The following is a 13,172-nucleotide window of genomic DNA, read 5'->3' on the forward strand; positions in this document are numbered from 1 at the left end:
TAAGATCGGATGACCATTGTGGACATTATCGAATTCACGTTCACGACGGGATCATGAACCTCAGCACAGTCGCCTGAAGCAGCGAGATCACCCCGACCACGGCGGTCAGCGCCACCGACCACAGGAAGGTCTGCCGCAGCAGCGCGCCTTCCTTGCCGGACTGGCCGATCGCGGTGGCGCCGATGGACAGGTTCTGCGGCGAGATCATCTTGCCCATCACGCCGCCGGAGGTGTTGGTGGCGCCGGCGAGGATCGGGTCGACGTGCAGTTGCTGCGCCGAGATCACCTGCATCGGCCCGAAGAGACTGTTCGTCGACGCGTCCGAGCCGGTGAGGAAGACACCCAGCCAGCCGATGTAGGCGGAGAACAACGGGAACAGCACCCCGGTGGTCGCGAGCGCGAGGCCGAGGGTCTGCGTCGCGCCCGAGTAGTTCATGACGAACGCGATCGCGAGGATCATGAAGATCGTCGCCAGCGCCCACCGCATCTGGTGCAGTGTCCGGCGATAGGTCGCCAGCAGCAGCCGTGGTTTCGCGCCCATCGCGAAACCCGCCGCGATCGCCGCGATCAAGGCGACCGTCCCGGGCGAATAGAGGAAGTCGACGGTCAGTGTCGCCGCGTACGGCGTGTCCTTGGGCGTGATCGGCGCGTGCTGGACGACCTCCTTGTGCAGCCCCGGCCACGCGAACACCCAGTCGGCCTTGTGCAGCAGTTTCGTCAGGTCCAGCCATCCGGGCAGGTCCTTGAAGATCGTCCCGATCCGGGAAAGGAAGATCGCCGCGATCAGGACGATGTACGGCGCCCACGCGTACAGCGCGCCGCGTCCGGCTTTCGCCGCGCCGAGACTCCCTCCGGCCTTCACCGGTTCTTCGCCGTCGAAACGCCAAACCGCCGATGGCTGCCAGAACCGCGTCAGTATCCACAGCGAGGCCATCGCGGCGAGCGCGGCGACGACGTCCACGAGGCTCGGGCTGATGAAGTTCGAGGTGACGAACTGCATGACCGCGAAGGACAGACCGGCCGTCAGCACGGCGGGCCAGACCTCGATCATCCGCTTCCAGCCCGCGAGGACCACGATCAGGAAACCGGGAACGATCAGCGCCAGCAACGGGAGCTGGCGCCCGACCATCGACGAGAACAGTTCCGTCGCCTGTTCCTGTTTCATGCCGAGGATCGGCGCGGTCAGCCTGCCCAGCACGATCAGCGGGTTGCCGAGGCCGCCGAACGCGACCGGCGCGGTGTTCGCCAGCAACGCGAGCACGACCGCCTTCACCGGCGGGAAACCGAGCGCGGCCATCATCGCCGCGGTGATCGCGATCGGCGAGCCGCCACCCGCGATCCCTTCCAGCAGCGCGCCGAAGCCGAACGCGATCAGCAGCGCCTGGAGGCGGCGGTCCTCACTGAACCCGGCGAGGACCGCCTTGATGTCGTCGAAGCGTCCGGTCGCGACGGTGACGTTGTGGAAGTACACGGCGTGGAACGCGATCCAGGCCACCGACCACACCCCGAACACGATCCCCATGGCCGCGGAATCGAGGGCGAGCCCGGCGGGCATGCGGTACAGCAGGACCGCGACCAGTAGCGCGGTGATCAGCGCCAGCCCGGCCGAGAGATGCGCCGAGCGGCGCAGGACTCCCAGCGTCACCAGCAGCACGATGATCGGCAGCGCCGCCAGCGCGGCGGACAGCCACAGCCCGCCCGCCGGCTGGTAGTCCTGGAACCAGCCCACCTCAGCCCCTTTGCGCGCGCACGTAACCCAGGCGGAGCGACAGCGCGGCGGCGGTCCCGGCCACCGTCGCGCCGAGTTCGTCGGTGCGGCGGAGCACGCGGCCGGCGGGGCCCGCGACGCTGATCGCGGCGATCGGCCGTCCGGTGTGGTCGCGGACGGCGGCGGCCACACAGCCCACGTCCGGTTCGTTTTCGACGTCGTCCACGGCCCAGCCGCGACGGCTCGTCCTGGCCAGGTCGTCGAGCAGCCGGACGGGGTCGTTGATCGTCTTGAGGGTGAGACTGTCGAGTTTCATCCGGCGGATACGTTCGACGCGGTCCTGTTCGGGCAGCGCCGCCAGCCACGCCTTGCCCAGCGACGTCGCGTGCTGCGGACGGCGGGTGCCGAGGCGGCAGGCCAGGGTGACGGCGTTGGCGCTACGTTCGGTGGCGACGTAGACCATCGTGTCGTTGTCCGGGACGGCGAGGTAGGTCGTCTCGCCGCTCCGCTCGGCGAGCGACGCCAGGTAACGCGGCGCGCAGCGGTGGAGGTCGGTCGCCGCCATGGCGCGGGCGCCGAGTTCGACCAGCCGGGTACCGAGCCGCACGCGGCCGGTGGCGCGATCGGCTTCGAGGTATTCGAGGTTCTTGAGGGTGCCGACGATGCGGTAGGCGGCGCTCCGGGAGAGACCCAGTTGCCTGGCGATCGCGTTGGTGGAAATCTCCTGGTTCTGGCCGACGTGCTCGAGAACCGCGAGACCGCGCTCGAGTGTGCCACTGGAATCCAGCCCGCGTGGTGTGCCCACTTCGCCCTCCGTAGGACCGGGGTGCCGATCACCGGCACCTGTTTCCGCTAAGCGGATTCGGACGTTAACAGCTCGATCCACCCTTGGGAAGGTTTCTTAACAAACTGGCGACCGGACAAGTTTTCCCAGCTCGCGGGCTTCCCGTCAAGATCACCGGTTTGGACCAATCCGTTCGGCGGGTCCGGTTCGGCGTATGACTTCAGAGGTCATTTTTCTGTTCACGGATATGAAAGAACCCTCGCCGGAAAATCGCGGCGAGGGTTCGGTCGAGAGTCCGTTTCTAACGCACCGAGAGGTTCGCGACCGCTCGGACGACGGCCGTGCAGCGGTCTTCGACGTAGTCCAAACCGCCTTCTTCGGCGATCCGGCGGGACTCGGCGGAGACGATGCCTTGCTGAAGCCAAAGCGCCTTCGCGCCGATCGCGACGGCCTGTTCGGCGATCGGCGGGGTGTCGGCGGACGGGCGGAAGACGTCGACGATGTCGACGGGCTCCGGGATGTCGGTGAGCGAGCGATAGACCTTCTCGCCCAGCAGTTCGTCCGCCGAAGGATGGACGGGGATGATCCGGAAGCCGTGTGCCTGCAACACGGCGGCGACGCCGTGCGAGGCCTTGGCCGGATCGCGGCTCAGTCCCACGACGGCGATCGTCTTCGATCCGGCGAGGATCTCGGTGGCGCGATCGGTCATACCCCGTACAACCACGGTCGGTGGCCGCGAATTCCTGACGAGGGCAAGGGCGGACTACGCGATCGCCACCCGCAGCCTCGGCAACACCATCAGCCCCAGCGGCGGCGCGTGAAGGACCCCTTCCCTCGGCTCAGCCGAGGAAACTCGACCTTCACACCTTCACATCTTCACGATGCGGCCGGAATCCGTGGGTACCTAAAGCTTCCAGAGCCGCAGGCCGCGCACCCGGTACACCGGCCAGACGACATGCCAGACGCGGCGCCGCAGGAAGACCGCGGAACAGGTGAGGACACTGCGCGCGGACGTCGTCGCGACTTCGTGGCGGTCCGGCCAGATCTCGCCGTGCCGCCCGGCGGCGATCCGGAAGACGTTGACGAGGCCGCGGCCCTGCATGTCGAACTTCGCGCCGGTGTCGCCGGAATCCGGGGTCAGGGAGGCGATCTCCTGGCCGAACGCGGCCGCGGGCGCAGGCCCCGCGTCGGCGGGGAGATCACCGATGGTCGCCGAGACGGCCTTGCCGTAGAGGCGCCGGGTGTAGCGCTGGAGCAGCAGGCGCTCCCACAACGGCAGGACACGGCGGTGCTTGAGCAGCGCCGAACACTCCGCGTGCCCGATGGCGAAGATGTCGGTCAGCTCGTCGTAGGCGTTGTGCGCGGTGGGCTCGTTGAGGTGCACCCGCACCTCGTAACGGATGCGCGCGGTGAGCTCGTCGAGCTCCTCGCGGCGGTCGATCCTGGTCTTCGCCCGGGAGAGCGTCCAATCGGACATGGGAGCAGGCTAGGTGATGATCGGGGTCGTGCGAGACCCTTTCGGCCTAATCTCGTCGTACCGGCCAGTGGAACGGGCGTCTTGTGCGGCCCCCATCGAGGAGGCAGAGTTCGGCTGTCGGAAGGAGCCCATGGACGCCAGCACGCTGCAGGAGGCCGCGGCCGCGCTGCTCAGCGCGTACGAGACCGGCAAGCCGATCGCGCCCCTCATCGAGACCTATCCCGCCGCGACGCCGGAGGACGCGTACCGCATTCAGCAGCGGCTCGTCCGCCACTGGGCCGAACGCGGCGACGGCGTGCGCGGGCACAAGGTCGGCCTCGCCTCCGCCGCCATGCAGCGGCAGATGGGCGTCGACCAGCCCGACTACGGCCATCTGACCGCTTCGATGTTCCACCTCGAACACCAGCCGATCCCGATCGGCGGTTTCCTGCAGCCGAAGATCGAACCGGAGATCGCGTTCGTGCTCGGTTCGAGGCTGCGCGGCCCCGGCGTCACGGTGGCGGACGCGCTGCGGGCGGTGGACTTCGTCGTCCCGGCGCTGGAGATCGTCGATTCCCGGATCCGGGACTGGAAGATCAGCATCGTCGACACCATCGCGGACAACGCGTCTTCGGGTGGTGTCGTCCTCGGCAGCAGGCCGACCGCGATCGGCGACGTCGATCTTCGGCTGGCGGGCTGCGTCCTGCACCAGAACGGCGAGATCGCGGCGACCGGCGCCGGTGGCGCGGTACTCGGCTCGCCGGTGAACGCGCTGGTGTGGCTCGCGAACACGGTCGGCCCGCTCGGGGTGGCGCTCGAACCGGGGCACGTCGTGCTGCCGGGTTCGATGACGCGGGCGATCCCGGTGAGTCCCGGCGACACCGTCGTCGCGACCATGGCGGGGCTCGGCAGTGTCACCGCGAAGTTCTCCGGGGAGGAACGGCCGTGAGCCTTGATGTGCGTGAGACGGCGGAAGCGCTGCTGTCCGGGGAAGAACGCGAACCACTGACCGACGCGTGGCCCGCTCTGGACCTCGAAACCGCGTACGCGATCCAGGACGAGGCGCTCCGGATCAGGCAGGCTCGCGGCGAGACGCTGATCGGCGTCAAACTCGGCCTGACCTCGCGAGCGAAGCAGCTGCGCATGGGCATCGACTCGCCGTTGCTCGCGTGGCTGACCGACGCGATGGTGCTCCCCGCCGGGGTACCCGTGCCGTCCCTGATCCATCCGCGTGCCGAGCCGGAACTGGTTTTCGTTCTGGGGCAACGTCTTTCGGGGCCGGGCGTGACCGCGGCGACCGCGATGGCGGCGGTGGACCGGGTCTACGGCGGCGTCGAGATCATCGACAGCCGCTACCGCGACTATCGCTTCGAACTGCCGGACGCCGTGGCGGACAACGGTTCTTCCGCGTACGTCACGCTCGGTCCGGTGGGCGCACAGCCGTCTTCGCTGGATCTCTCGCTGGAGGCGGCCCTGCTGGAGGTCGACGGCGCGATCGTCGACACCGCCACCGGGGCGGCGGTGCTGGGGCATCCGGCGGAAGCGCTGGCGCTGGCGGCCAACGCCCTCGGTGCGCGCGGGCGCGCGCTGGAGCCGGGCTGGCTCGTGTTCACCGGCGGGATGACCGACGCGGTCGACGTGCGCCCGGGTTCACGAGTGGCGGCGCACTTCTCGCATCTGGGCTCGATCACGCTCGCCGGGTCTTGACGTCGGCGCGGTCGGCCGTCCGGACCAGACCGCGCGTCAGCCGGGGCCAGATCGCGCGCGGCAGATCGTGGCCCATCCCCGGCACGATGTCCATTTCGGACTCCCGCAGCGCGCGGGCCGTCGCCCGGCCGCCGGAAACGTGCACGAGCGGATCCTTCGAACCGTGCACGACGAGCGCGGGCACGTCGAGTTTCCGCAACGCGCGGAAGCGATCCCGGCTCGAAACGATCGCCGCCAGCTGCCGGGCCGTCCCGCCGGGGTCGACGCCACGTTCGAACGACCGCTCCGCGCGTTCACGCATCCGGGCCTCGTCGAAGGGATAACCGGGCGAGCCGATCACGCGGAACGTGCGCACCAGTTGCTCGACGTACTCCTCGCGGCCGCGAGGAGGCGCCGAAAGCAACATCGCCATCGCCTTCGCGCTCGGCCGCCCGACGAACCGGTTGCCGGTGGTCGACATGATCGACGTCAGTGACCGCACCCGCGACGGATATTCGATGGCCAGCGTCTGCGCGACCATCCCGCCCATCGACGCACCCACGACGTGCGCGCTCGCGACGCCGAGCTGGGTCAGCAGCCCGGCGGCGTCGCCCGCCATATCCGCCAAGGAGTACGGCGCCGTGCGCAGCGTGTACGCGAGCGGCAGGTTCACCCGGCCGGTCATCCGGCTGGACCGGCCGGCGTCGCGGTTGTCGTAGCGGATGACGAAGAACCCTTCGGCGGCGAGGTTCTCGCAGAGCTCGTCGTCCCACCAGATCATCTGCGAGGCCAGGCCCATGATCATCAGCAACGGCCTGCCGTCCGGCGAGCCGAACGTCTCGTGGCACAGCTGGATGCCGTTCACTTCGGCGATCTTCTCCGGCATCACGACAGTGTGCCTACTCGCCGCGATAGGCGCGAGCCTGGATTTCGTAAAGTTCGTGGTAGAGCCCTCCTTCCTCGATGAGTTCGGCGTGCGTGCCCTGCTCGATCAGCCGTCCCTTCTCCAGCACCAGGATCCGGTCCGCGGAGCGGATGTTGGCCAGCCGGTGGGTCACCAGGATCGTCGTGCGCCTGCCCGCCCCCGAAACACTCGCGTGCCGCAGCCCGGCGAAGACCCGGGCCTCGGCCTTCGCGTCGAGCGCGGCCGTCGGCTCGTCGGCGACCAGGACGGCGGCGTCACGGTAGATCCCGCGGGCGATGCCCATCCGCTGCCATTGCCCGCCCGAAAGGTCCTGCCCGTCGTCGAACTTCTTGGACAGCACCGTCTTCTCCTTGGCGGGCAAGGATTCGATCACCTCGTCGGCGCCGGAGGAAGTGATCGCGTCCTGCCAGGCGACGCGCTCCGGGTCTTCCCGGCCGAGCCTGCCGACGGTCACGTTGTGCTCCGCGGTCATCGGCCATTCGGCGGGATCCTGGGCGATCACCGCGATGTTCGCGTGCACGGACTCGTGATCGGCGCCCGCGAGATCGACGTCGTCCCAGTACACCTTTCCCTCCGAGGGCGGATAGAGCCCGGTGAGCAGTTTGCCCAGCGTGGTCTTGCCCGAACCGTTCTCCCCGACGAGGGCGATCACCTCGCCGCGCCGGATGGTCAGCGAAACCTCGCGCAGCGCCGGGGTTTCCTGGCCGGGATAGGTGAACCCGACGTTGTCCAGCCGGATCTCCGCCGGGTCCGGAGGAGCGGCGACCCCGCCCTTCACCGGCCCGCGTTTTTCGGATTCCACGAGCAGACGGTGGAAGAACGCGATGTAGAAGGACTCCTCGTACAGGGAGTTCACCGCGTGCATCGTGATGGACAGCGAATTCGACGCCGTCCGCATGGCGAGCGCGGCCGTCCCGGCGAGGGCGAGTTCCATCTGCCCGCTGTAGAGCAGGAGACCGAGCACCAGATACGCGATCGCGGTGCCCACCCCGGCCGCCGCGCGCCCGGTCAGCCGGACCATGTTGCTGCGATGCGCGAGCCGGACCTCTTCGCGCATCAGGCTTTCGGTGATCCGCCGGTACTCCTGGAGCAGGGGCTCCTGGAGGGTGAGGGCGTGCCGTTCGAGGGCGAATTGCCGCCAGGTGGCGACCTCCTCGACGATCCCTTTCCGGATGTTGCGGCCGACGGTGTCGAGATAATGCCGGTAGTTCAGGCGCGCGACCTTCGCTGCCGCCCAGCCGTCGGCCACCGCGGCGAGCAGCAGCACCGGCGCGAGCCACGGGTTGAGCAGGCCAGCCGCCACCAGCGCGGCGACCAGTGAGATCAGCGCCGACGTCAGATCCGCGAGCCAACGCAGGCTCATCTCGATCGACCGGACCCCGTACCGCGCGCCCTGCCTGGCCAGCTCCCGGAAGTCGGCGTCCTCGAAGGCCAGCAGCCGCACCCGGACCATCGCGGCGGTGACCTCGTCGCCCGCCGATGTCACGACTCGCGGCCGGAGCGCGCCCTCGACCGCGGCCACCGCCGTGTCGAGCAGCGCGCGCAAGGCATACGTGCCGACGACGACCACCAGCGCGGGCAGCGATTGCAGCACCCTTTCCGGCGTCGGCCCGCTCTCCAGCAACGCGATGAACACGTTCGCCGTCGCCAGCAGGCCGAACGCCGTGACACAACCGGAAAGCAGGTGGACGACGCCGGCGAGCAGGGTCAGCCGCGGCGACGTCCGCCAGGCCAGCCGCAGCACGATGGCCACGGCGGACGGGAGCGTGCGGATGGCCTTGAGCATTCCCGCTTCGGCCACGGTCTCGTCGACCGCGGCCCATTCGGGCATCTTGAGGTTCTCGACCCCGATCAGGGGCACGGTCGCTTCGGGCACTCCTCCTTCTCTACGCGCACCCACCGACATTTCCGAGAGCTGAAGGGTGCTCGGCGTTCGCCCCAAGTACATGAAGGCCCCCTTCCTTGCGTCTAGCGCAAGAAAGGGGGCCTTCATGTACTTGGGAAGGTCACCGCCATGCGTTACGCTCTCGCTAGAGCGATCTATCAAGTCGCAAGGGGGCGAGCATGGAAGCTCTTCGAAGCCGGGGACTCACCGCGCTACGGCTGATCCTGGCCTTCGCGCTGCTGACCACCACGTTGCACTACGCGCACAACGTGGTCAGGGCGGCGGACTATCCACAGGTCGAGGGGATCCCGGTCGGGGTCGCCGCCACCTTGGTCGTCGTCGCGTACGTCCTCTTCACCGCGTTCGGCGCCGCCGGCTACCGCGACTACCTGCGCGGACGCTACTGGCGGGCGCTCGCGTTCCTGATGGTCTACTCGTTGTCCGGGCTCGCGAGTCTCGGTCACTTCCTGATCGCCGTGCCGCGGATCCCGGCCTTCTGGTTCGCCACGATCTACACCGACCTGGCCGCGGCGCTGCTGCTGTGGGCCTTCGTGACCTGGGCGGCGACGAAACTCAACCGCGTTCCAGCGGCGGTCGGCTCCCATACGTGATGTGGTGCGGCGCGGCGACCCGGTTGATCTTCGCCGGGTCGATCGCGCCTTGGGTGAAGACGGCCGATCCCGCCTCGAACAGGTCTTCCAGGTAGTGCTCCCAGCCACCGGGGGACGAGATCTGGAGGACCCGGGGCGGCTCGGAGACGCGGCGCAAAGCGTGCGGGACTCCGCGCGGCAGCAGGACGAAAGTGCCCTTCGTCGCGATGTGGGTCTCGTCGTCGAATTCGATCCCGAGTTCGCCTTCGAGGACGTAGATGCACTCGTCGGCCTCGTGGTGAACGTGCCGTGGGATGTCCATGGCGAGGGTGACCTCCAGCAACGAGAACCTCGTCTCGGTGTCCTCGGTCATCGCCTTGACACTGAACGCGGGCGGCAGCGGCACGCGGCCGGGGCGGGCCTCGCCGGGTTCGAGCAGGAGAAATCGGTCCTTCGACATGTTATGCTGCCCTTCAATCGGAAACGGACTCCGTTTCCACTTAATCGCGAGGAGGGCGGGTTGTCAACCAAGCCGCGAGCGGACGCGGAGCGCAACCGGGCGCGGGTGATCGACGCCGCGCGCGCGTTGTTCGCCGAAGGCGGGGAAGACGTGCAGATGCCGGAGATCGCCCGCGCGGCCGGTGTCGGCGTGGGGACCGTGTACCGGCACTTCCCGGATCGTCAGGCGCTGGTCGAGGCCGCGGCGGAACACCGGTTCGCGGAGATCGAGCAGTACGCGAGGGCGCACTGTTTCGGCGAGGATTGCGGCCTGGAGCGCTATTTCCGGTTCGTCGGCGAGCTGCTGGCAGGCGACCGGGGGCTCACCGCCGCCATCGACTCGGCACGCGGGCGGCCGGGGAGCGAGCCGCGCGGCACCGCGCGCGAACGCCTCGAGACCGTGGTCGCCGAGATCATCGCCCACGATCAGGCCGCCGGCCTCCTTCGTTCGGATTGCACGGTCGCCGACGTCCACCTCCTGGTCGGCGCCCTGTCGTCGGTCATTCGCAAGGGTGCCGACTGGGGTCGTTTCCTCGACCTGCTCCGTGACCAACTTTCTACATAACATTGACGCTTATCAGTGCGTTGTAGACAATCGGAAGGGTGACGCGGACCACATCGGTGACGTTCGAACGTCATCCCAGCGGCTACCGGCACTGGAAACTGACCACCGACGGCGACGTCGCGTGGCTCGAACTCGATGTCGACGCGGACGGCGGCCTCGTGCCGGGTTACGAGCTCAAGCTCAACTCGTACGACCTCGGCGTCGACATCGAGTTGTACGACGCCACGCAGCGGCTGCGGTTCGAGCATCCCGAAGTCCGCGTGGTCATCGTGACCAGCGCGAAGGACAACGTCTTCTGCGCCGGCGCGAACATCCGCATGCTGGCGTCGTCGTCGCACGAGTGGAAGGTGAACTTCTGCAAATTCACCAATGAGACCCGGAACGCCATGGAGGACGCGGCCGCGCACTCGGGCCAGCTCTACGTCGCCGCGGTCAACGGCACCTGCGCCGGCGGCGGCTACGAGATCGCGCTCGCCTGCGAAAAGATCCTGCTGGTCGACGACAACTCCTCGACCGTCGCGCTCCCGGAGGTGCCGCTCCTCGGTGTCCTCCCGGGCACCGGCGGACTCACCCGGGTGGTCGACAAACGCGGCGTGCGGCGGGACCTCGCCGACGTCTTCGCCACCCGTCCCGACGGGGTGAAGGGGCGGACGGCCGTCGACTGGCGGCTCGTCGACGAACTCGTGCCGCGACAGGGGTTTCGCGAAGCCGTACTGGCCAGGGCGAAGGAGCTCGCGCGGACGAGCGAGAGGCTCGACGGTGAAGGCGTCGAACTGAAGCCGCTGACGCATCGTTATGTCGACATCGTCCGCGGCGACACCGAAGCGACGATCACCGTCAAAGGCCCCGAGGACGACGACGGCTGGCTGCTGGACGTCACGCGCGAACTGGACGACGCGATCCTCCGCCTGCGGACCAACGAACCCGAACTCGGCACGTGGGTGCTCCGCACGGAAGGCGATCCGGCGAAGGTTCTCGAACACGAACGCGCCGTGTTCGACGCGAAAGACGTTCTGAGCAACGAAATCGTCCACTACTTCAAGCGGACGCTGAAGCGGCTGGACGTCACCAGCCGCAGCCTGATCGCCCTCGTCGAGCCGGGAAGCTGCTACGCCGGTCTCCTGCTGGAACTCGCGCTCGCCGCCGACCGGCAGTACATCTTGGACGGTCCGCCGATCGATGACGAAGACAGTGAAGAACGAGCGTCGATCACGTTGTCCGAAGCCAACTTCGGCCGCTTCCCGATGGGCAACGGCTTGACACGCCTCGAATCCCGCTTCTTCGGAGCCCCGGACCACGTCACCAGGCTCGCGGAGGTGCGAGGCAAGGCGCTGAGCCCGGCGGAAGTGAACGAACTCGGCCTGGTCACCGACGCGCCGGACGACCTCGATTGGGAGGACGAGATCCGGATCGCGCTGGAAGGGCGGGCTTCGCTCAGTCCGGACGCCTTGACCGGGATGGAGGCGAATCACCGGTTCGTGGGGCCCGAGACGCTGGAAAGCAAGATCTTCGGCAGGCTCGCCGCCTGGCAGAACTGGATTTTCACTCGTCCGAACGCATCCGGTCCCGAGGGTGCGCTGCGTCGCTACGGTACCGGTCAGAAGGCCGTCTTCGACAGGAAGCGGGTTTGAACAGCGCATGCCCACCAAGATCGATTACGACGCCCGGATCCCCAACAACGTCGACCTTTCCGGTGATCGCCGCCTCCAGCGGGCGCTGGAGGGCTGGCAGCCGAAGTTCCTGGACTGGTGGGGCGAAATGGGCCCCACGCTGCGGACGCAGGGGGTCTATCTGCGTACCGCGGTGAGTGTCGGGCGGGACGGCTGGGCGCATTTCGACCACGTCAACGTGCCCGACTACCGGTGGGGGATCTTCCTCGCGGAGCCCGACCCCGACCGCGTCATCGGTTTCGGCGAGCACAAGGGCGAGCCCGCCTGGCAGCAGGTTCCCGGCGAATATCGCGCCGACCTGCAGCGGCTCATCGTCATCCAGGGCGACACCGAACCCGCTTCGGTCGAACAGCAGAAATTGCTGGGCCTCACCGCGCCGAGCCTCTACGACCTGCGGAACCTTTTCCAGGTCAATGTCGAAGAAGGCCGTCATCTCTGGGCGATGGTGTATCTGCTGCACGCCTACTTCGGCCGCGAAGGCCGCGACGAGGCGGAAGGATTGCTGCTCCGGAATTCCGGAAGTCCGGATGCCCCGCGGATACTCGGCGCCTTCAATGAGGAGACCGCGGATTGGCTCGCGTTCTACATGTTCACCTATTTCACCGATCGCGATGGCAAATATCAGCTCGGCACCCTCAAGGAAAGCGGCTTCGACCCGCTTTCCAGAACTTGTGAATTCATGCTCAAGGAAGAGGCGCACCACATGTTCGTCGGCACCACGGGGGTCGACAGGGTGGTCACCCGCAGTGCCGAGCTGATCCGCGAGCACGACACCTTCGACATCGCCGGGCACGGCGGGATCCCGCTGGACGTGATCCAGCGTTACCTCAACTTCCACTACACCGTCTCGCTCGACCTGTTCGGCGGGGAGACGTCGACCAACGCGGCGAACTACTACACCGCCGGGCTGAAAGGCCGCTGGCAGGAGCCCCGCCGCAAGGACGACCACAAGCTCACCGACGCCGCCGGATCGCTGTCCCGGCCGAAAGCCGACGGCACCTGGGAGAGCGAGGAACACGCGGCCATCCTGCTGCTGAACCTCGACCTGCGGGAGGAGTACCGCGCCGACTGCCAGACCGGGGTCAACCGCTGGAACAAGATCCTGGACGAGGCGGGCATCGACTTTCGATTCGTCCTCCCGCACCCTGGATTCAATCGCGAAGTCGGCATAAACTCCGGCCACCATGTGACGCCCGACGGCACCGTTGTCGACGAGCGGACCTGGCTGGCCGGCAAACGCAAGTGGCTGCCCACTCCCGAAGACCTGACCTTCGTCCGATCGCTGATGCACCCGGTGTACGAGCGAGGAAAGATCGCGAGCTGGGTGGCGCCGCCACGCCAGGGCATCAATGGGAAACCGTTCGACTACGAATACGTTTACCTGAGCTGAGCGATAGAGGTGCGC

Annotated in this window: 13 protein-coding genes; 6 read left to right on the forward strand and 7 right to left on the reverse strand. The window is 67.9% G+C overall.

What is annotated here, in order from left to right; genetic code table 11:
- Positions 1–40 precede the first annotated feature (40 nt).
- The 4 genes from ACIBTM_RS10895 to ACIBTM_RS10910 form a co-directional block, all read right to left on the reverse strand.
- Positions 41–1,729, reverse strand: a complete 1,689-nt coding sequence (locus ACIBTM_RS10895) for an L-lactate permease (protein WP_395876302.1) — start codon at positions 1,727–1,729, stop codon at positions 41–43.
- Between the two features lies 1 nt (position 1,730).
- Entirely contained in the window at positions 1,731–2,513 is a 783-nt protein-coding gene (locus tag ACIBTM_RS10900; RefSeq protein WP_016337669.1) for an IclR family transcriptional regulator, read from the reverse strand.
- Between the two features lie 280 nt (positions 2,514–2,793).
- Positions 2,794–3,201 carry a CoA-binding protein gene (locus ACIBTM_RS10905; protein ID WP_395876303.1) on the reverse strand — a complete coding sequence of 136 codons (408 nt, stop codon included), beginning with the start codon at positions 3,199–3,201 and terminating at the stop codon, positions 2,794–2,796.
- Positions 3,202–3,396: 195 nt separating this feature from the next.
- Positions 3,397–3,969, reverse strand: coding sequence for a hypothetical protein (locus ACIBTM_RS10910; RefSeq protein WP_395876304.1), 573 nt, complete (start codon positions 3,967–3,969; stop codon positions 3,397–3,399).
- Positions 3,970–4,099: 130 nt separating this feature from the next.
- Here ACIBTM_RS10910 and ACIBTM_RS10915 point away from each other — a divergent pair, with 130 nt between their 5' ends.
- Together ACIBTM_RS10915 and ACIBTM_RS10920 are read left to right on the forward strand one after the other, a co-directional pair.
- On the forward strand, positions 4,100–4,897 hold the full coding sequence (locus tag ACIBTM_RS10915; protein WP_395876305.1) for a 2-keto-4-pentenoate hydratase: 798 nt from the start codon (positions 4,100–4,102) through the stop codon (positions 4,895–4,897).
- Complete coding sequence (locus tag ACIBTM_RS10920) at positions 4,894–5,655, forward strand: 2-keto-4-pentenoate hydratase (RefSeq protein WP_395876306.1); 762 nt, start codon at positions 4,894–4,896, stop codon at positions 5,653–5,655. The genes ACIBTM_RS10915 and ACIBTM_RS10920 overlap by 4 nt, the downstream gene beginning before the upstream one ends.
- Here the strand turns inward: ACIBTM_RS10920 and ACIBTM_RS10925 are convergent.
- Positions 5,636–6,520, reverse strand: a complete 885-nt coding sequence (locus tag ACIBTM_RS10925) for an alpha/beta fold hydrolase (protein ID WP_395876307.1) — start codon at positions 6,518–6,520, stop codon at positions 5,636–5,638. The two genes, ACIBTM_RS10920 and ACIBTM_RS10925, sit on opposite strands and share 20 nt — an antisense overlap.
- Before the next feature lie 13 nt (positions 6,521–6,533).
- Positions 6,534–8,435 (reverse strand): ABC transporter ATP-binding protein, encoded by a 1,902-nt coding sequence (locus ACIBTM_RS10930; RefSeq protein ID WP_395876308.1) that lies wholly within the window; start codon positions 8,433–8,435, stop codon positions 6,534–6,536.
- Positions 8,436–8,623: 188 nt separating this feature from the next.
- Here ACIBTM_RS10930 and ACIBTM_RS10935 point away from each other — a divergent pair, with 188 nt between their 5' ends.
- Complete coding sequence (locus ACIBTM_RS10935; RefSeq protein WP_395876309.1) at positions 8,624–9,055, forward strand: hypothetical protein; 432 nt, start codon at positions 8,624–8,626, stop codon at positions 9,053–9,055.
- Here ACIBTM_RS10935 and ACIBTM_RS10940 read toward each other — a convergent pair.
- Positions 9,018–9,494, reverse strand: a complete 477-nt coding sequence (locus ACIBTM_RS10940) for a cupin domain-containing protein (protein WP_395876310.1) — start codon at positions 9,492–9,494, stop codon at positions 9,018–9,020. The two genes, ACIBTM_RS10935 and ACIBTM_RS10940, sit on opposite strands and share 38 nt — an antisense overlap.
- A gap of 60 nt (positions 9,495–9,554) precedes the next feature.
- Between ACIBTM_RS10940 and ACIBTM_RS10945 the strand changes: the two genes are divergently transcribed.
- Genes ACIBTM_RS10945 through boxB form a run of 3 tightly spaced genes read left to right on the forward strand, consistent with a single transcriptional unit; the run spans position 9,555 to position 13,157 of the window.
- Positions 9,555–10,097 (forward strand): TetR/AcrR family transcriptional regulator, encoded by a 543-nt coding sequence (locus tag ACIBTM_RS10945; protein ID WP_395876311.1) that lies wholly within the window; start codon positions 9,555–9,557, stop codon positions 10,095–10,097.
- A 38-nt stretch (positions 10,098–10,135) separates the two neighbouring features.
- Positions 10,136–11,728, forward strand: coding sequence for a 2,3-epoxybenzoyl-CoA dihydrolase (gene boxC, locus ACIBTM_RS10950; protein WP_395876312.1), 1,593 nt, complete (start codon positions 10,136–10,138; stop codon positions 11,726–11,728).
- Positions 11,729–11,735: 7 nt separating this feature from the next.
- Positions 11,736–13,157, forward strand: coding sequence for a benzoyl-CoA 2,3-epoxidase subunit BoxB (boxB, locus tag ACIBTM_RS10955; protein WP_395876313.1), 1,422 nt, complete (start codon positions 11,736–11,738; stop codon positions 13,155–13,157).
- Positions 13,158–13,172 lie beyond the last annotated feature (15 nt).

This window comes from Amycolatopsis sp. NPDC049868, assembly GCF_044461365.1.
GTDB lineage: Bacteria > Actinomycetota > Actinomycetes > Mycobacteriales > Pseudonocardiaceae > Amycolatopsis.